Annotated in this window: 19 protein-coding genes; 8 read left to right on the plus strand and 11 right to left on the minus strand. The window is 66.8% G+C overall.

All coding sequences use genetic code 11. The features are described from left to right. The first annotated feature begins 28 nt into the window (after positions 1 to 28). Entirely contained in the window at positions 29 to 1,039 is a 1,011-nt protein-coding gene (locus LOY42_RS10290; protein WP_102682857.1) for a nucleoside hydrolase, read from the plus strand. Here LOY42_RS10290 and LOY42_RS10295 read toward each other — a convergent pair. Continuing rightward, positions 1,011 to 1,223, minus strand: a complete 213-nt coding sequence (locus LOY42_RS10295; protein ID WP_023632517.1) for a hypothetical protein — start codon at positions 1,221 to 1,223, stop codon at positions 1,011 to 1,013. The two genes, LOY42_RS10290 and LOY42_RS10295, sit on opposite strands and share 29 nt — an antisense overlap. A 287-nt stretch (positions 1,224 to 1,510) precedes the next feature. On the opposite strand from LOY42_RS10295, the gene LOY42_RS10300 reads away from it, so the two are divergent. Next, the gene (locus LOY42_RS10300) at positions 1,511 to 1,828 is read left to right on the plus strand and encodes an I78 family peptidase inhibitor (protein ID WP_258600493.1); all 318 of its coding nucleotides are present in this window, start codon (positions 1,511 to 1,513) and stop codon (positions 1,826 to 1,828) included. Positions 1,829 to 1,877: 49 nt separating this feature from the next. Here LOY42_RS10300 and LOY42_RS10305 read toward each other — a convergent pair whose 3' ends face one another. Continuing rightward, positions 1,878 to 2,492, minus strand: a complete 615-nt coding sequence (locus tag LOY42_RS10305; protein WP_139670310.1) for an NAD(P)H-dependent oxidoreductase — start codon at positions 2,490 to 2,492, stop codon at positions 1,878 to 1,880. Positions 2,493 to 2,585: 93 nt separating this feature from the next. Between LOY42_RS10305 and LOY42_RS10310 the strand changes: the two genes are divergently transcribed. After that, on the plus strand, positions 2,586 to 3,182 hold the full coding sequence (locus tag LOY42_RS10310; protein ID WP_102682854.1) for a TetR/AcrR family transcriptional regulator: 597 nt from the start codon (positions 2,586 to 2,588) through the stop codon (positions 3,180 to 3,182). Between the two features lie 25 nt (positions 3,183 to 3,207). On the opposite strand, the gene LOY42_RS10315 is transcribed toward LOY42_RS10310, so the two are convergent. Then, positions 3,208 to 4,113 carry an AraC family transcriptional regulator gene (locus LOY42_RS10315; RefSeq protein WP_139670417.1) on the minus strand — a complete coding sequence of 302 codons (906 nt, stop codon included), beginning with the start codon at positions 4,111 to 4,113 and terminating at the stop codon, positions 3,208 to 3,210. Positions 4,114 to 4,290: 177 nt separating this feature from the next. Here LOY42_RS10315 and LOY42_RS10320 point away from each other — a divergent pair, with 177 nt between their 5' ends. Beyond that, positions 4,291 to 5,343 carry an NAD(P)-dependent alcohol dehydrogenase gene (locus tag LOY42_RS10320; protein WP_258600495.1) on the plus strand — a complete coding sequence of 351 codons (1,053 nt, stop codon included), beginning with the start codon at positions 4,291 to 4,293 and terminating at the stop codon, positions 5,341 to 5,343. A gap of 135 nt (positions 5,344 to 5,478) precedes the next feature. On the opposite strand, the gene LOY42_RS10325 is transcribed toward LOY42_RS10320, so the two are convergent. Both LOY42_RS10325 and LOY42_RS10330 read right to left on the minus strand, forming a co-directional pair. Further along, the gene (locus tag LOY42_RS10325) at positions 5,479 to 6,138 is read right to left on the minus strand and encodes a DUF3313 domain-containing protein (RefSeq protein WP_139670314.1); all 660 of its coding nucleotides are present in this window, start codon (positions 6,136 to 6,138) and stop codon (positions 5,479 to 5,481) included. Then, positions 6,135 to 6,473, minus strand: a complete 339-nt coding sequence (locus LOY42_RS10330) for a hypothetical protein (protein WP_139670316.1) — start codon at positions 6,471 to 6,473, stop codon at positions 6,135 to 6,137. The genes LOY42_RS10325 and LOY42_RS10330 overlap by 4 nt, the downstream gene beginning before the upstream one ends. Positions 6,474 to 6,594: 121 nt before the next feature. On the opposite strand from LOY42_RS10330, the gene LOY42_RS10335 reads away from it, so the two are divergent. Then, positions 6,595 to 7,341 (plus strand): response regulator, encoded by a 747-nt coding sequence (locus LOY42_RS10335; RefSeq protein ID WP_258600498.1) that lies wholly within the window; start codon positions 6,595 to 6,597, stop codon positions 7,339 to 7,341. Beyond that, the gene (locus tag LOY42_RS10340) at positions 7,338 to 8,672 is read left to right on the plus strand and encodes an ATP-binding protein (RefSeq protein ID WP_139670320.1); all 1,335 of its coding nucleotides are present in this window, start codon (positions 7,338 to 7,340) and stop codon (positions 8,670 to 8,672) included. Before LOY42_RS10335 ends, LOY42_RS10340 begins: the two co-directional genes overlap by 4 nt. 5 nt (positions 8,673 to 8,677) lie before the next feature. On the opposite strand, the gene LOY42_RS10345 is transcribed toward LOY42_RS10340, so the two are convergent. Together LOY42_RS10345 and LOY42_RS10350 are read right to left on the minus strand one after the other, a co-directional pair. Further along, complete coding sequence (locus LOY42_RS10345) at positions 8,678 to 9,985, minus strand: substrate-binding domain-containing protein (RefSeq protein ID WP_198755142.1); 1,308 nt, start codon at positions 9,983 to 9,985, stop codon at positions 8,678 to 8,680. A gap of 122 nt (positions 9,986 to 10,107) precedes the next feature. Continuing rightward, positions 10,108 to 11,505: a cytosine permease gene (locus LOY42_RS10350; protein WP_139670323.1), complete on the minus strand. Its 1,398-nt coding sequence runs from the start codon at positions 11,503 to 11,505 to the stop codon at positions 10,108 to 10,110. Between the two features lie 261 nt (positions 11,506 to 11,766). Here LOY42_RS10350 and LOY42_RS10355 point away from each other — a divergent pair, with 261 nt between their 5' ends. Continuing rightward, on the plus strand, positions 11,767 to 12,660 hold the full coding sequence (locus LOY42_RS10355) for an EamA family transporter (protein WP_139670325.1): 894 nt from the start codon (positions 11,767 to 11,769) through the stop codon (positions 12,658 to 12,660). A gap of 7 nt (positions 12,661 to 12,667) precedes the next feature. On the opposite strand, the gene LOY42_RS10360 is transcribed toward LOY42_RS10355, so the two are convergent. The 4 genes from LOY42_RS10360 to LOY42_RS10375 all read right to left on the minus strand — a co-directional run bounded on the left by LOY42_RS10360 (position 12,668) and on the right by LOY42_RS10375 (position 15,779). Further along, positions 12,668 to 13,252, minus strand: coding sequence for a LysE family translocator (locus LOY42_RS10360; protein ID WP_258600502.1), 585 nt, complete (start codon positions 13,250 to 13,252; stop codon positions 12,668 to 12,670). Positions 13,253 to 13,301: 49 nt separating this feature from the next. Further along, on the minus strand, positions 13,302 to 14,132 hold the full coding sequence (locus LOY42_RS10365; RefSeq protein ID WP_139670327.1) for an AraC family transcriptional regulator: 831 nt from the start codon (positions 14,130 to 14,132) through the stop codon (positions 13,302 to 13,304). Between the two features lie 77 nt (positions 14,133 to 14,209). Continuing rightward, entirely contained in the window at positions 14,210 to 14,824 is a 615-nt protein-coding gene (locus tag LOY42_RS10370; protein ID WP_139670329.1) for a LysE family translocator, read from the minus strand. A gap of 34 nt (positions 14,825 to 14,858) precedes the next feature. Continuing rightward, on the minus strand, positions 14,859 to 15,779 hold the full coding sequence (locus tag LOY42_RS10375; protein ID WP_139670332.1) for a LysR family transcriptional regulator: 921 nt from the start codon (positions 15,777 to 15,779) through the stop codon (positions 14,859 to 14,861). A 103-nt stretch (positions 15,780 to 15,882) separates the two neighbouring features. Between LOY42_RS10375 and nfsB the strand changes: the two genes are divergently transcribed. Then, positions 15,883 to 16,536: an oxygen-insensitive NAD(P)H nitroreductase gene (nfsB, locus tag LOY42_RS10380; RefSeq protein WP_258600511.1), complete on the plus strand. Its 654-nt coding sequence runs from the start codon at positions 15,883 to 15,885 to the stop codon at positions 16,534 to 16,536. The last annotated feature ends 10 nt before the right edge of the window (positions 16,537 to 16,546 follow it).

Consider the following 16,546-nt stretch of genomic DNA (forward strand, 5'->3'; position numbering starts at 1 on the left):
CCATCCCCCTAGCAACAAGGAGTGCTGAATGTCCCTCAAGAACCTGCTCCAAGGAGCCGTCCTCATGTCCGCGCTGGCCGCGACTTCCCTCATGGCCGCGCCCCGCGACCTGATCATCGATACCGACCCCGGCGCCGACGACGTCGTGGCCCTGCTGCTGGCCATGGCCTCGCCCGAGGAACTGAAGATCCGCGCCATCACCACCGTGGCCGGCAACGTGCGCCTGGAGAAGACCTCGCGCAATGCTCGCCTGGCCCGTGAGTGGGCTGGCCGCGAAGAGATCCCGGTATACGCCGGGGCAGGGCGGCCGATGGTGCGTACGCCGATCTACGCCGCCAACGTTCACGGCGAGGAAGGCCTGACCGGCGTCCAGGTGCACGAGCCGAAAAAGCCGCTGGCCCAGGGCAACGCGGTGCAGTACCTGATCGACACCCTGAGCGCCGCCGAGCCTCACAGCATCACTGTCGCCATGCTCGGTCCGCAGACCAACCTGGCCCTGGCGCTGATCCAGAAGCCGGAGATCGTCAACGGCATCAAGGAAGTGGTGGTGATGGGCGGTGCCCATTTCAACGGCGGCAACATCACGCCGGCGGCGGAATTCAACCTGTTCGCCGACCCGCACGCCGCCGAGGTGGTGCTGGCCAGTGGCGTGAAGCTCACCTACCTGCCACTGGACGTCACCCACAAGGTGCTCACCAGCGACGCGCGCCTCAAGCAGCTCGCCGCGGTCAACAACAATGCCAGCAAGCTGGTGGTGGACATCCTCAACGCCTACATCAAGTTCGACATGGACAACTACGGCATGCCCGGCGGCCCGGTGCACGACGCCAGCGTCATCGCCTACCTGCTCAAGCCTGAGCTGTTCAAGGGCCGTCAGGTGCACATGGTGGTCGACAGTCGAGAAGGCCCGACCTTCGGCCAGACCGTCGCCGACTGGTACGGCGTGCTCAAGCAGCCGGCCAATGTGATGTGGATCGAGGAGGGCGATGCCCAGGGCTTCTTCGACCTGCTCAGCGCCCGCCTGGCCCGATTGAAATAGTGTCGTGGTGCGCGTAGCGTTCGAACACCTGGTCGATGAAGCTGCGCGCCGCCTCGCTGCCACGATCGCGTACCAGCAGGTCGATGGCGATCAGCAATAGCTCTTCGGGGGTTCCCGGGCTGTAGGCGCTCTGGCCCTCGTCCCACTTGACCTTGATATCGGCGTCGATGCTGTGGCTGCTCATGGGGCGGTTCTCGCTTGGGCCTGGGTGATAGGTCGAATACCGCGTCCTGGCGTTCGAAGGGGAGGTGTTTCATGCTCCACTTCTTGCAGTAAATCATGCCTTTGCGCAACCGGATCTGCGACTTAGGCATAAGCCACGCGTCTGGCCGAACCTGCGGTTCGGTGCAAAATCCGGTGACGATTGCGTTTCGCATCCCCTGGCCGAGTCAGGCAGAATCTCGGGTTTTGCAACAAAACGTTGGTGAAACTGTCGCATAAGGCAGTTCCCGGATCGATTTAGGAGGATTCATGTTCCGTACCCGCGCTTCCCTGGCGACCCTGCTGGTGGCTACCGTCCTGGCAGGTTGCAGCACCGGTGGCTCTTCGGGCGCTAGCGCCCCTGCCGCCCCGGCCGGCAATGACGGCCGCTGCGAAGCCAGTGGTGCCGATTTCACCGTCGGCAAGCCGGGCAGCGCCGAGCTGCTCGAGCAGGCGCGCAAGGCCAGCGGCTCGCAGATGGCACGCATCCTCAAGCCGCACGATATGATCACCCTGGAGTACCGCTCCGAGCGGTTGAACCTGAATGTCGATGACAAGGGTGTGGTGACTCGCGTCAACTGCGGCTGATTGCCCGCACGCGGTCACCTGGCGCGGGCTGGCCCGCGCCTTCCTGTGCTCACGCCACGGTCGCCGGTTTGCGCCGTCCTTCGCTGGCGAACATCCTCTCTCCCAATGCGCGGGCGGTTCGCAGATGCCGTGCCGGATCCTGCCCTTCGCTGTCGTCCAGCAACGTCGAACTCAACACCCGAGCGCCGCAATAATCGAAGATGCCGTGCTCGATCTGCACGCGCATGGCCTCGCCGTAGCCGTGCCGCTCGAAAGTGCCGGCATCGGCCCCGGCAACGCCAATCAGGTGCGCAGTCAAACCGTGCAGGCGCTTTGTGGTACTACCGTCCGCAGCCTGGTAGAAGGCCCAGCCATTGCTGAACACACGCTCGACCCAGCCCTTGAGCAGGGCCGGGAGCGACCACCAGTAGATGGGATAGACCAGCACCACGGTGTCGGCGCGTTCGATGCGCGCCTGCTCGGCCAGCACCTCGGCCGGCGGCGGCCCCAGGCGGCGGTGCACGGCGTGGTCGGCCAGGCTGAAACGGGGGTCGAATCCTTCACGGGCCAGGTCGGCGAACTCGCTGGTGTGGCCCGCCGCGCGCAGCCCTTCAGCGAGCTGCTCAGCAAGGGCATGAGTGAGGGAGGCGGGGTCGTGGTGACCGATGACGATCAGGGCATGCATGGTGGAGTCTCCAGAATCAGGATGCGAGTGCGTCGGGAGCGTTATATACTTCCAGTAAGTTACGATTGGTAAGTTACTTTTGGTAGGTAATCAATGTCAAGCGAGGAAAAGACCACGCCGCGCAAACGCCTGTCCCGCGAGGAGCGTCGCCGGCAACTGCTCGATGTGGCCTGGCAACTGGTACGCGAGGAAGGCACCGATGCCCTGAGCCTGGGGCGCTTGGCCGATCAGGCGGGGGTGACCAAGCCGGTGGTGTATGACCACTTCGAAACCCGCAACGGATTGTTGCTGGCGCTGTACCAGGAGTACGACGCGCGACAGACGGCGATGCTCGACACGGCCCTGGCCGGTTGTCCGACGGACCTGCCGGGGCGGGCCTGGGTGATCGCTGAGGCCTATGTCGACTGCGTGGCGACCCAAGGGCGCGAGATCCCCGGTGTCAGCGCCGCATTGGCAGGCTCGCCGGAGCTCGAGGCGCTCAAGCGGGGCTATGAAGGACCTTTCATGGACAAATGCCGGGAAGCCTTGGCGCCCTTCGCGGCGGGCGGCGATATCGGCGTGGCCGGCCTGTGGGTGCTGGTGGGGGCGGCGGATGCGCTGTCCCTGGCGGCGGCGGCCGGCGAGTTGGCCGCCGAGGCCGCCAAGCGCGAGTTGCAGGCGACCATCGTGGCGATGGTCCTGCGTCAGTAGCTGGCGGTGCGAGGCGGACCAGCGATCAAGCCGGCAGGCTCTGGTACGTCTGCTCCTCGCCGGGGCTGCGGGCGAACTGGCGCTTGTACTCGCGGCTGAACTGCGAGGTGCTCTGGTAGCCCACCCGATGCGCCACCTGGGCCACGCCCAGGCCTTCGCCGATCAGCATCTGTTGCGCCTTGAGCAGGCGCAGGCGCTTGAGGTACTGCATCGGCGCCAGGTCGGTGCAGCGCTTGAAGTGCTCATGGAAGGTCGACACGCTCATGTTCGCCCGGCCGGCCAGTTCATCCACCCCCAGCGGCTCGGCGTAGTGCTCGCGCAGGTAGGCCAGGGCCGAGGCGATCCGGGCAAAATGCCCCTGTTGTTCGACCAGTGCCCGCAGCACCCCGGCCTGAGGGCCGCGCAGCGCGGTGTAGAGCACCTCTCGCACCCGCGCCGGCCCCAGCACCCTGGCGTCCAGCGGGTCCTGCAGGCACTGCAGCAGGCGCTCGACACTCTCGCGCATGGCCGTGTCCAAGGCTGCCGAGGTCATCGACTGCGGAGTCTGTACCTGAACCGCGGCATCCGGCCCCAGGTTCATGGCTTGCACCAGTTCGCCGAGCATGGCGCGATCGATGTCCACCGCCACACCCAGCAGCGGCGCCTCGGGTGTGGCGAAGGTCTCGCAGAGGAACGGCACCGACAGCGCCTGCACCAGATAATGCCCGGCGCCGTACTCCAGGGTGCGCGGGCCCAGGCGCGCAAGCTTGCTGCCCTGGGCGACGATGATCAGGCTGGGTTCGTAGATCTGCGGGCTGCTGGCCACGTAGTGGTCCCAGGTCAGGACCTGGACCTGGGGCAGGGCAGTGGGCACGAACCCCGGGCGCGTGGCGAGGGTGCGGATCAGTGAGCAGAGCGTGGCATTGGCATCCACGTGGCAAGTCAGGTGCATGGCGAAACCGGGCAGAGAATCGGACACTGCCATCTTCGCAGATTCGATGGCTTGCGCCAGAGGGTAGCAGGCAGGTCCGGAGAATCAGGCATGCATGCCGGAGAATCGGCCGTGGCCGGGGCGGGACAGGCTGCGCACAATGCGCCGCCTGAAACGTTTCACCTGAGAGAGGTCCGCATGTACACCGCCATCGGCTACGCCGCCCAGTCCCCCACCAGCGCCCTGGCGCCCATGACCTTCCAGCGTCGCAGCCCACGGGCCGACGATGTCGCCATCGAGATCCTCTACTGTGGCGTGTGTCACTCCGATATCCATCAGGCCCGCAACGAGTGGGGCATCGCCGTCTACCCGCTGATGCCGGGCCACGAGATCGTCGGTCGGGTCACCGCGGTTGGTGCGCAGGTCAGCCGCTACCAGGTGGGCGATCTGGTCGGGGTCGGCTGCATGGTCGACGCCTGCCGTCACTGCGAAGCCTGCCGCCAGGGCGTGGAGCAATACTGCCTGGAAGGCCCGACCATGACCTACGCCACCCCCGACCGGGTTGATGGCAGCAATACCATGGGCGGCTACTCCAGCAGCATCGTGGTCAGCGAGCATTTCGTCCTGCGCATTCCCCAAGGCCTCGACCTGGCCAGCGCGGCGCCGATCCTCTGCGCCGGCATCACCACCTACTCGCCGCTCAAGCACCATGGTGTTGGCCCGGGGCACAAGGTCGGCGTGCTGGGCATGGGCGGGCTGGGCCACATGGGCATCAAGCTCGCCAAGGCGCTGGGGGCGCATGTCACGCTGTTCACCCGTTCCGCGGCCAAGGCCGAGGAGGCGCGGCGCCAGGGGGCTGATGAAGTGATCGTGTCCACCGACGCCGAACAGATGCGCGCCGCGGCCGGCCGTTTCGACTTCCTGCTCGACACCATCCCGGTCCAGCACGACCTCAACCCCTACCTCGAAACCCTGCGGTTCGATGGCGTGCATATCCTGGTCGGCTTGATCGAGCCGGTCGACCCGCCGCTGCATGCGGCCAATCTGGTGATGAAGCGTCGGGTGCTGGCCGGCTCGCTGATCGGTGGTGTCGCAGAAACCCAGGAGGTGCTCGACTTCTGCGCCGAGCACGGGATCAGCTGTGATATCGAGATGCTCGACATCCGCAACATCAACCAGGCCTACGAGCGGATGATCGCGGGCGATGTGAAATACCGTTTCGTCATCGACATGGCCACGTTGAAGGCCTGAGCCGACAGGGCGCCGCTGGCAAGCCAGCTCCCACCTCGCCCGCGCAGTTCTTGAGTCTTGCGCTATCCCTGTGGGAGCTGGCTTGCCAGCGATGAGGTCTTTGAAGGCAGTCTGCCCACACACCGGCACGGCCCATTATCTGAGGGGGGCCGCATATGCCTGGCGCAGGTCGACGCCCCAACCATCGAGCACGGCCTTGACGTTGTCGGCCGTCATCACCTGGCGGTCGTTCTCCAGCGGCACGCCAGTGCCTGCGAGCATCGCCTCGCCCACCACTCGCCCGCTTGTGCCGGCTTCGAACGACAGTTCGGTGGCGATTTCGCTGTCCCGGTCGCGCATCCCCACGGCACTGCTTACTCCAGCCGCGACCAGGGTGATCGGCAGCCACTCGTAGTACCGCAGGCTTTGTGCGTCGGCGCTGATGCGGGTAATGGCCGGTCTGACAACCAGCGTGTTCGGGCCAGGGCTATCCACTACCTTCATCACCTTGCCTATTTCCTTGCGCAGTACCGCGTCGTAGTAGTGGCTGATCGAGGCGAGGGCAGCCTGGGGAATACGCGGGCTCGGTTCGGGTGTCGGGTAGAAGCGGCTGGGCGCCAGGTAGACCTCGATATAGCGCCCCCGTGGCCACTTCGGGTCGGCCCAGCTCAGTACGGTACCGCCAGACGGCGCCTGGTGCGCGGTGAGCAGGCCATAGTCCTTGAGAAACCCGGCCGGTGCCGGCTTGTGGCTGCTGCATGCCGAGAGGCTCAGGGTGCTGGTCAGCATGACCGTCAGCAGATGCCGCCGGCTCATGGGCGGCGCTCCTCTTGCGCGGCGGCCTGCCAGGCTTGAGTCGGGGGCGCGTCCTGTGAGGCCTGGATCTGCAACTTGCCATGTGCCATCAACCAGTGGACCAGTTCACGGATGGGCACGGTATGGCTGTATTCAACCCATTCGCCACAGCCTGGATCGTAGTGCTCGAAGTAGCGCCGCAGGGTGATGTAGCCCAGGTCGTCCGCCAGGCCCAGGCTCTCCTGCTGCACGATCAGGGAGCCCGTCTGGCCGCGGCTGGTGTGGCGCTGGCTGAGGATCAGGGGGGCGCAACCTTCTTGCACATCGGTGCTGTTGCGGCTGTCGGCTATCTTCATGGGGAGCCCTCGGCGAATGGAAGGCCCGCAGGGTGCAGGGTAATGTTTGCCAGGTGATGTCCGAATCGTGTCACTCGTGACGAAATGTTGCCCGATTGAAATAAATGACCCGGGCGGCGCAATGGTTTTAGATACGCCTTTTTTCCGGACCTGTACCACCGTGAGCAGACTGCTGATCGTCGATGACGATGTGGAAATCCTCGCCCTGCTGAAGCAGTTCTTCGTCCAGCAGGGTTACGAGGTGGACCTGGCCGCCGAAGGCCAGGCGATGTGGGCGGCCATCGAGCGCCAGCGCCCGGATGCGATCATCCTTGACCTGATGCTGCCGGGCGAGGGCGGCCTGAGCCTGTGCCAGAAACTGCGTGCGCAGGTCGGGGTGCCGATCATCATGCTCACCGCCATGGCCGAGCTGAGCGATCGCATCATCGGCCTGGAGCTGGGCGCCGACGACTACCTGACCAAACCTTTCGACCCGCGCGAACTGCTGGCCCGCCTGCGCGCCGTGCAGCGCCGTGGCGGCGAGCAGGCCCCGCGCGGCGAGGCGGCCAGGCCGGTGATCGGCTTCGCTGGTTGGCACCTGGATGTCACTTGCCGCGAGCTGCGCTCGCCCGAGCAGGTGATGATCCCGCTGTCTGGCGCAGAGTTCGACCTGCTTGTGGTGTTCCTTGAACACCCGCAGCGCATCCTCACCCGTGAACAACTGATCGATCTGACCCGTGGCCATGGTCACGACGCCTACGACCGCAGCATCGATGTGCAGGTCAGCCGGCTGCGGCGCAAGATAGAGCCCGACAGCAAGCGCCCGGACCTCATCCGCACCGTGCGCAATGGCGGCTACCTGTTCAGCGCCAAGGTGACCCGCTCGTGATCCGTCGTCTGCTGGGCCGCGACACCCTGCGCAAGCGGATTGCCCTGACCATCTTCGTCGCGTTGCTGGCCTCGCTGGCGTTCAACGCCTTGTTCGTCCAGCTTGCCGGCAGCTGGGCGCGTCCGCCCATCGAGCGCACCGGCCTGCTCGATCAGATCGCCGTGACCGCCCATATGATCGAGACCGCGCCGCCAGCGTTGCGGGGGCAACTGGCCGAGGCTGCGAGCACGCCGACGTTGCGGGTAAGGTGGAGCACACGACGCGCAGACTTCGGCTTGCCGGGGCCGGGCGTGCCGCTCAATTCCGGGCAGGTGCCGGCGATGGCGCAACTGCTGGGCCCTTCACGCCCGATCGAGGTATACAACCCGGGCGACTGGCCTGATGGCAGCGCCGATGCGCACTATGTGGCGCTGGTCGGGCTGGATGATGACAGTTGGCTGCTGTTCGTGCCGCCGGAGCGCAGTTGGGGCATGAGCGCTCCGGCACGGCTGGTGGTGGTCATCGGGCTGGGGCTGGTGGCGACCCTGCTGGTGGCCTGGCTTGCCACCCGTCAGCTGGCCGCGCCGCTGCAACGCTTCGCGAACGCGGCGCGGCGCTTCGGCGGCGATCTGCAGGCGCCGCCCATCGCCATCGAAGGCCCCGAGGAAATCCGCCAGGCGATCATCGCCTTCAACACCATGCAGGCGCAGATCCAGCACTTCATTCGCGAGCGTACCCATATGCTGGCGGCCATCTCCCACGACCTGCGCGCCCCGTTGACACGCATGCGCCTGCGCAGCGAGTTCATGGAAGACCTGGACCACAAGCACAAGCTGATCCGCGATGTGGAGGAGATGCAGAGCATGATCAACGAGGCCCTGGCGTTCTTTCGCGAAGGCACGCAGCTTGAGCAGCGCACGGCCTACGACCTGTCGGAGCTTTTGCAGACCCTGGTCGACGACTACCGCGACCAGCAGCTTGCCGTCGCCTTCAAGGGCCCGGCGCACCTGGTGCATGACGGCCGTCCACTGGCGACCAAACGGGTGATCGTCAACCTGTTGGAAAACGCCATGAAGTATGCCCGCGAGCCGCAGATCATCCTGAGTCACGCCGGGCACCTGATCGTCATCGAAGTAGGCGACCGCGGGCCGGGCATCCCCGAAGAGGCCTTGCAGCGGGTGTTCGACCCGTTCTACCGGCTGGAAGGCTCGCGCAACCGCGACACCGGCGGCGTGGGCCTGGGGCTTTCGGCGGCCCGTGCCAGCGTGCGCGAGCAAGGCGGTGAGCTGACCCTGCGCAACCGCAGCGGCGGCGGGCTGGTGGCCCGGGTCGAACTGCCCGATGGGCGCTGAGCGGGTCAGTACACCCAGACTTCGACGCGACGATTGCGCAGGCGCCCCTGTTGCAGATCGTTACCGGCTACCGGCAGTTCGTCGCCCATCCCCGTCACGTCCCTGGCCTGGACCCCGGTCCGGGCCAATTCGCGACGTACCGCCATGGCCCGCAGCCGCGACAGCAGGGCGGCGCGCCCTGGTGTCTCCTTGGGGTCGCCGAAACCCACCAGCACCACCTTGCCCTGCAGTTTGCCGGCCTGACGCAGGTAGTCGCCGACCCGTTGCACATCGCGCAGGGCCTTGTTGTCGAGGCTGGCGCTGCCTTCCTGGAAGCGGAAGTTGACGCTCAGGCGTTGCGCTTCGCTGGCCAGTGCCCGGTAGCGCGGCGGCATGTCGGCCTGGGCCGGTACCGGCTGTGGCTTGACCTGCTGGGAGACGAACCCCTGGTCGGCGACGATCGCCTGTCCGGCGGGGCTTTGGGCGAACTCTGCCAGGGCCCTGGCCTGGGGCGTGGCGTGGGCGGGCAGGTAGAAGAACAGGCGCCGCGACAGCGGGTAGTCTTCGCTGGCCACCAAGGCGCGGCTGGGGAGCAGGGCAGGCGCGTCACCCTCGGCCACCGCCAGCACCTTGGCCTGGTGGACCGTGCCCAGGCCGCTGAAGCCGATGGCCTGGCGGTCGGCCATGACCTGGGCGGCCAGCGCATCGGCGGATTCGAAGCGACGCGCCTGGGTGGCCAGCGCCTGGTTGTGCGGGGCAAGCACCAGGGCCTTGAAGGTCTCGAAGGTGCCGGAGTGGTCGTCGCGGGCATACAGGTGGATCGCCCCGCCGGGCACGCCCAGCTGTTCCCAGCGCTGCACCCGCCCGGAAAACACCTGCGCCAATTGCCCGGTGGTCAGTTGCGCGAGGGGGTTGTCCGGGTGGGTGATCACCGCCACGCCATCCAGGGCGATGACCTGCTCCGAGCCCGCGCCGCGCAGGTTGCCCAGGGCCTGCAACTGTTGTACCTCGCTGTCACTGATCGGTCGCGAGGCTGCGGCCAGGTCCGCTTCGCCCCGTGCCAGTGCGGCGAAGCCCGTGCTGGTGCCGTGGGCGGCGATGTCGACACGAAGGGGCAGGCCGTTGCGATCGACAGCGTGAAGCGTGGTCTCGTTGGCGGAGGCACCAGGCTGGCGCTCGATGGCGCTCGCGCCTTGCGCTTGCAACAGGCCCCGCACCAAGGCTGGGCCAAGCGCGGCGCCGATGGTGTTGGAGCCCTGGATGCGCAGTTGCGCCGGCGCGGCGCAGGCCAGGCCGGCAAGCAGGCACAGCAATAGGGGGAGCAGGCGAGGCATGCCGAAGACCTGTGGCACAGAGTTGCACCGCAGATTACGACAGTTGTTTGACCAAAAAATGACAGGTCTGGCTCCCGCAGCAGCCAAGCGCGCTGCTGCGGGATCTGTACCCGCGACCAGGCTCAGCGTGCTTCAGGCACGATGATGCTCGCCGGCGCCTCGGCCGCCCGACGGCGCGCCACGCAGTAGTACAGCACGCTGGGTACCACCAGACCGATCAGCCACGACACGTCCACACCGCCCAGGTGCGCGACCATGGGTCCGGTGTACAGCTTGGTGTCGATGAACGGCATCTGCACCAGCACGCCGAAGGTGTACACGCCGATGCCTGGCCAGTTCCAGCGCCCGTAGCGGCCATCCGGGTCGGCCAGTGCCGGAATGTCATAGCGCTCCTTGGTGATGAAGTAGTAGTCCACCAGGTTCACCGCGCTCCAGGGCACGAAGAAGGTCAGCAGGAACAGGATGAACGACTTGAACGCGCTGAGGAACGAATGTTGCCCGAGCAGCGCGACCAGGGTCGCCGCGCCGACGATGCCGAGCACGAACACCAGGCGCTGCATGCGGCTGATCTGCAGGTGGCCACGAAAGCCGCTGATGATCGTGGCGATGCACATGAAGCTGCCGTAGCTGTTGAGAGTCGAGATGGTCACCTTGCCGAAGGCGATACAGAAGTACAGCAGCGCCGCCGTGGTGCCGGCACCCCCCAGGCCGACGATGTAGGCCACCTCGCGGCCGGAGAACTGGCCACCGGCGATGGCTGCGGCGAACACGCCGAGGATCATCGAGGCCTGGGCGCCGAGCACCGAGCCCAGGCCGGCGGCGAGGAAGGTCTTGAGTGGCGAGGTATGGCTGGGCAGGTAGCGCGAGTAGTCGGCCACGTAAGGGCCGAAGGCAATCTGCCAGGAGGCGGCCAGCGACACCGCGAGCAGGAAGCTGGCCCAGCTGAAGTGGCGATTGTCGAGCAACTGGCCGATATCGGCCAGCATCAGGATGCGACTGAACAGGTAGACGAAGGCGATGATCCCCAGCACGCTGGCCACGCGGCCGATCCAGTGAATCACCCGGTAGCCGGCCAGGGTCGCGAGCACGATCACCCCGGCGAAGATCAGGATGCCGGCGCTGTCGCTGATGCTCAGCAACTGGCCGATGGCTTGGCCGGACAGCACCGTGCCGGTGGCGGTAAAGCCCAGGTACATCAGGCACACCAGGGCCATGGGAATGGCCGCGCCGTACACGCCGAACTGCACGCGGCTGGAAATCATCTGCGGCAGCCCCAGGCGCGGACCCTGGGCGGCATGCAGGGCCATCACCGCGCCGCCGACCAGTTGCCCGAGCAAAAGGCCGATCAACGACCAGAACACGTCGCCGCCCAGCACCACGGCCAGGGCGCCGGTGACGATCGCGGTAATCTGCAGGTTGGCTCCCAGCCACAGGGTGAATTGGCTGTAGACGCGTCCATGGCGCTCAGACTCGGGGATGTAGTCGATCGAGCGGCGCTCGATCACGGGTTTGCTGGACATCGGGGAGGCTCCGCTTCGTTGTTTTTGTGAAAGGCGGCGGCTATCGGCGGGACGCAGGGCGGATGGCCGAAGCCCGATATGAGCATGTATATACAAGTCTGGTCAAGTGAAGCTTGCGCAGGGTGATCGCCTGCTTTTGCCGGCCATCACAGCCGACTGTTACACAAGGCTGGTACGCAACTGTGCTGGTCCGCGGCGGCGTGATGCCCGTATGCTGTAACCAAATATGTCTACAACAAGCCTGAAGAAGGAATGCCTGCAATGCCACTCAAGGACCTGCTGATCGCCCTGGTGGTGATCATCGCCTGGGGCGTCAACTTCGTGGTCATCAAGGTGGGGCTCGACGGCCTGCCGCCGATGCTGCTCGGGGCGCTGCGTTTCCTGCTGGTGGCCTTCCCGGCGGTGTTCCTGATCAAGCGCCCGAACCTGCCGTGGCGCTGGCTGATCGCCTATGGCGCGACCATTTCCCTGGGCCAGTTCGCCTTCCTCTTCCAGGCCATGGCCAGTGGCATGCCGCCTGGGCTGGCCTCGCTGGTGCTGCAGTCCCAGGCGTTCTTCACCCTGGGCTTCGCCGCCATGTTTCTCGGCGAGCGGCTGCGCCTGGCCAGCGTGCTCGGCCTGCTGGTGGCCGCGAGCGGCCTGGCGGTGATCGGCAGCGAGGACAGCGGCCACGTGCCGCTGGTCGCGCTGCTGCTGACCCTGTGCGGCGGCGCCATGTGGGGCATGGGCAACATCATCACCCGGCGTTTCGGCCAGGTGGACCTGGTCGCCCTGGTGATCTGGGGCGGGCTGATTCCGCCGCTGCCGTTTCTGCTGCTGTCGTGGTGGCTGGAAGGCCCCGAGCGCATTGGCCATGCCCTGGCCAACATCGGCTGGAGTTCGGTGCTGGCCCTGGCGTACCTGGCGTTCGTCGCCACCATGGTCGGCTACAGCCTGTGGAGCAAACTGTTGTCGCGCCACCCGGCAGGCAAGGTGGCGCCGTTCTCGCTGCTGGTGCCGGTGGTGGGCCTGAGCTCCGCGGCGCTGCTGCTGGGCGAGCGCTTGAGCGAGGCACAAGGCTGGGGGGCTCTGCTGGTGATGCTGGGCCTGTTGATCAACGTGTTCGGGCCGCGCCTGGGAATGCGCCTGCGCACCGCCAGCCCCGGGCGCACCTGAGCGGCGCTCATACCAGCAAGGCCGACCAGGCCGACACCAGCAGCAACCCCGCCAGACCCTGGTTGAACAGGCGCAAGGCCCGCGACGAGCGCAACCAGCGTACGCTGCCGATGCCCATCAAAGCCCAGGCGGTCATGCTGGGCAGGGCGACCAGCAGGAACACCAGGGCCAGCCAGCCCATCGGCAGTGCCGGGGTGGCGAACAGGCCGACCATCGCCACCGCCGTCACCCATACCTTGGGGTTGACCACCTGCAGGGTCGCTGCGCTCAATGGGCCAAGGCCGCCGTCGCGACCCGCCAGCAAGGGGGCGCCGGCACTGCGCAGCATCTTCCAGGCCAGCCAGCTGAGCCACAGGGCGCCGGCCCAGCTCATGGCCATTTGCGCCAGGGGGTAGCGCAGCAGCAACGCGCCCAGCCCCATTCCCACCAGCCACACCACCGCCGCCGCCGCGCAGCAGGCCGCCACGATCGGTGCCAGGCTGGCGCGTAGCCCGCGCCGGGCACCGTGGGCGAGGATCAACAGGTTGGTCGGCCCAGGGCTGATGCTGGCGGCCAGGGCAAACAGGATAAAGGGCAGCAGCGAGTGCGACATGGTCATGGCTCCGTGTGATCGAAGCACCATGGTCGCGGCCTGCGCGGCTTCAGTCTGGAAGGTTTGAGCAGCGCTTGCGGTAGTCCGCCGGGGTCAGCCGGTAGGCGCGGCGGAACCAGCGGCCCAGGTGGCTCTGGTCGGCAAAGCCCAGGGCGGTGGCGACGCTGGCCGGCGTTTCGCCCAGGGCCAGCAGCCGCCGCGCACGGGCCAGGCGCAGCTGGATCAGGTAGGCATGCGGCGCCAGGCCGAAGGCCGCCTTGAACGCCCGGGTCAGGCGGAAGCGGTCGATGCCGCAGACCTTTGCCAGCTCGACCAGTCCGATGTCCTGGTCGAGGTGCGCGTGCAGATAATCGCGGGCGACATGGGCGCACAGCGGCAGGCGTGGATCGGGGTCCAGGCGTTTGCGCCAGTGCAGGTGGCCGGTGAGGCAGCTCAGCAGATCGTCCAGGGCGGTCTGGCGGACAATGCGCAGGTCGTTGTAGTGCACCGTCTCGAAGGCCCGGGCGGTGGCGCCGGCAAGGCGCGGATCCTGATGCAGCAGGGTGCCGAAGCTGGGCAGGGCGCCTGAGGGTGCGTGCTCGAACAGGGCGCGCAGCTCGGTTTCCAGCCAGTTGGCGTCCAGGTACAGGGTCGAATAGGTGAAGCCTTCCACGGTCGGTGCATGGCCGTCATGCAGGTCGCCAGGCTCGAGCACGAACACCTGGCCGGGCGTGCTGCAATGGCGTTCGCGGCGGCAGTTGAACTGCTGCACGCCCTGTTCGGTCACCCCGACCAGGAAGCTGTCGTGCCAGTGCGGGTCGTAGGCGTGGCCGGTGAAATGGGCGCGGACCGACTCGATGCCGGTGTCGGCGTCCTGTCTGAGGTCGATCCAGTTGCTCATGGGGCGGGCCGTGTGGGGGGTCGATGGATGACCTTAACGCACAAACGACCCGGGTGTTTAGAACGATTGTGCAGCCTTCAGCGCTGCGCCAGTGCCAGGTTGAGGCCGAGCCCGGCGAATGAGGCGGCGAAGCCGCGGCGCAACCAGGCTTGCACCCTCGGCGACTCGATCACGGCGCGGCGGAACAGGTGGGCGAGCAGGCCATAGATCACGAAGACGATGAAGGTCATGGCCATGAACACCGCGCTGAGGCTGAGCATCTGCACGGTCGCGGAGCCGGCCTGCGGGGTGATGAACTGTGGCAGGAAGGCGAGGAAGAACAGCGTCAGCTTGGGATTGAGGATATTCAGCAGGCAGGCTTTGATCACCAGTTGGCTGGCGGCGGCGGGGGTGGCATGCGCGTCCACGGCGAAGGCCGCACGGTCGCGCCAGGTGGCGTAGGCCAGGTACAGCAGGTAGGCGACGCCGGCGAACTTGAGGCCCTGGAAGGCCAGGGCACTGGTGTGCAGCAAGGCGGAGAGGCCCAGTACCGACGCCAGCAGGTGCGGGACGATGCCCAGGGTGCAACCGGTGGCGGTCCACAGGCAGGCCCGTCGCCCGGCCACCAGGGCGCTCGACACGGTGAGGATGACCCCGCTGCCGGGGATCAGCACGATGATCAGCGCGGTGACGAGAAATTCCAGGCTCGGCATGAATGACAGCTCCTTGCGGTCGGGGGTGGATGCACTATACGCCCGGCGACAACGGCTGCAACATGTCGTCCGGGCGCAGCGCGGCGAAACGCTCGCGCAGCCAAAGGTGCAACTGGGCCACGGCGGGGGTGAGCTGCTTGCGGTGCGGGCACACCAGGGTCACCGGGGTCAGCTCGCCGGGGTACTCGGGCAGCAGCAGTTCCAGCTCGCCGGCGGCGACATCGGCGCTGACATCCAGCCACGACTTGTAGACGATGCCTTCGCCTTCCAGCGCCCAGCGCCGCACCACGTCGGCATCGTCACTGAACAGCGGCCCGCGCACCTGCACGGTGCGGTTGCCCAGGCGCCATTTGTCGTACACCCGGCTTTGCTGCAGGTACAGCAGGCAGTCGTGTTGCTGCAGGTCCTCGGGGGTCAGCGGGCGACCATGGCGCGTCAGGTAGTCCGCAGAGGCCGCCAGCACCCGGCGGTTCCACGGCGCCAGGGGCAGGGCGATGTAGTTGGCGTCCTCGTTCTGGCCGTAGCGGATGGCGACATCCACCGGGTCGCGGTACAGGTCGGCCAACTGGTCGGAGAGGAAGAAGCGCAGGCCCAACCCCGGGTGCTCGCGGCGAAATGCACTGAGCCAGGGCCGCAGCAGGTTGCGACCCAAGTCCGAGGGCGCCGCCACCTGCAACACACCGCGCAGGCAGCTGTGGCTGCCATGCAGGTCCTCGCGGCCCTGGCGCAGGGCATCGATCACGCGCTGGGCGGTGGGCAGGTACAGTTCGCCTTCGGCGGTCAGGCGCAGGCTGCGGGTGGTGCGGGCGAACAGGCGCACATCGAGCTCGCGCTCCAGGCGCTTGATCGCCGCGGCCACCTGGCCGGGCAGCAGGTCGGCCTCGTGGGCTGCGGCGGTGAAGCTGCCCAGGGCGCTGGCACGGGCGAACAGTTCGAGATCATTGATGCGCAGCATTTTCACTCCAGGGATGAAAGTGTTGCTGCATTGTGCTGGTTTTTCTTTGCGGTCGGGAAGATAAGATGCCATTCATTCACGAACCCTTGAGGAATTGCCGTAGATGGACACCGTTGCCCTCGCCAAACGCCGTTACACCACCAAGGCCTACGACGCCAACCGCAAAATCCCCCAGGCCACCATCGACGCGCTGCTCGAGCAGTTGCGCCACAGCCCGTCCTCGGTCAATTCGCAGCCCTGGCACTTCGTCGTGGCCGACAGCGCCGAAGGCAAGGCGCGCCTGGCCAAGGCCACCGATGCGCGATTCGCATACAACAGCCCGAAGCTGCGCGATGCCTCCCATGTGATCGTGTTCGCCGCCCGTACCAACATGACCGAAGCCCACTTGCAGGCGGTGCTGGGGCAGGAAGCCGCCGATGGCCGCTTCCGCAACGAGCAGGCCCGTGAAGTTCAGGACCAGACCCGCCGCGGTTATGTCGACCTGCACCGCCATGACTTCAAGGACCTGCAGCACTGGATGGAGAAGCAGGTCTACCTGGCCCTGGGCACCGCGCTGCTGGGCGCCGCCGCACACGGCCTGGATGCCACGCCGATCGAAGGCTTCGACGCCAAGGCCCTGGACTCCGAACTGGGCCTGCGCGAGCAGGGTTACACCAGCGTGGTGCTGCTCAGCCTGGGCTATCGCAGCGAGGAGGATTTCAATGCCGGGCTGAGCAAGTCGAGGTTGGCGGCGGGGCAGGTATTTACCTTCCTGTGAGTATCGGCAG

It is taken from the genome of Pseudomonas sp. B21-023 (assembly GCF_024749165.1).
Lineage (GTDB): Bacteria > Pseudomonadota > Gammaproteobacteria > Pseudomonadales > Pseudomonadaceae > Aquipseudomonas.

Bases quoted from the DNA above. Each gene is read 5' to 3' on its own strand.
- LOY42_RS10320 (WP_258600495.1), top strand. From the start codon at position 4,291: ATGTACACCGCCATCGGCTACGCCGCCCAGTCCCCCACCAGCGCCCTG.
- LOY42_RS10370 (WP_139670329.1), bottom strand. From the start codon at position 14,824: ATGCCGAGCCTGGAATTTCTCGTCACCGCGCTGATCATCGTGCTGATC.
- LOY42_RS10290 (WP_102682857.1), top strand. From the start codon at position 29: ATGTCCCTCAAGAACCTGCTCCAAGGAGCCGTCCTCATGTCCGCGCTG.
- LOY42_RS10305 (WP_139670310.1), bottom strand. From the start codon at position 2,492: ATGCATGCCCTGATCGTCATCGGTCACCACGACCCCGCCTCCCTCACT.
- LOY42_RS10350 (WP_139670323.1), bottom strand. From the start codon at position 11,505: ATGTCCAGCAAACCCGTGATCGAGCGCCGCTCGATCGACTACATCCCC.
- LOY42_RS10310 (WP_102682854.1), top strand. From the start codon at position 2,586: ATGTCAAGCGAGGAAAAGACCACGCCGCGCAAACGCCTGTCCCGCGAG.
- LOY42_RS10335 (WP_258600498.1), top strand. From the start codon at position 6,595: ATGGTTTTAGATACGCCTTTTTTCCGGACCTGTACCACCGTGAGCAGA.
- LOY42_RS10295 (WP_023632517.1), bottom strand. From the start codon at position 1,223: ATGAGCAGCCACAGCATCGACGCCGATATCAAGGTCAAGTGGGACGAG.
- LOY42_RS10375 (WP_139670332.1), bottom strand. From the start codon at position 15,779: ATGCTGCGCATCAATGATCTCGAACTGTTCGCCCGTGCCAGCGCCCTG.
- nfsB (WP_258600511.1), top strand. From the start codon at position 15,883: ATGGACACCGTTGCCCTCGCCAAACGCCGTTACACCACCAAGGCCTAC.
- LOY42_RS10365 (WP_139670327.1), bottom strand. From the start codon at position 14,132: ATGAGCAACTGGATCGACCTCAGACAGGACGCCGACACCGGCATCGAG.
- LOY42_RS10360 (WP_258600502.1), bottom strand. From the start codon at position 13,252: ATGTCGCACTCGCTGCTGCCCTTTATCCTGTTTGCCCTGGCCGCCAGC.
- LOY42_RS10355 (WP_139670325.1), top strand. From the start codon at position 11,767: ATGCCACTCAAGGACCTGCTGATCGCCCTGGTGGTGATCATCGCCTGG.
- LOY42_RS10330 (WP_139670316.1), bottom strand. From the start codon at position 6,473: ATGAAGATAGCCGACAGCCGCAACAGCACCGATGTGCAAGAAGGTTGC.
- LOY42_RS10325 (WP_139670314.1), bottom strand. From the start codon at position 6,138: ATGAGCCGGCGGCATCTGCTGACGGTCATGCTGACCAGCACCCTGAGC.
- LOY42_RS10300 (WP_258600493.1), top strand. From the start codon at position 1,511: ATGTTCCGTACCCGCGCTTCCCTGGCGACCCTGCTGGTGGCTACCGTC.
- LOY42_RS10345 (WP_198755142.1), bottom strand. From the start codon at position 9,985: ATGCCTCGCCTGCTCCCCCTATTGCTGTGCCTGCTTGCCGGCCTGGCC.
- LOY42_RS10315 (WP_139670417.1), bottom strand. From the start codon at position 4,113: ATGCACCTGACTTGCCACGTGGATGCCAATGCCACGCTCTGCTCACTG.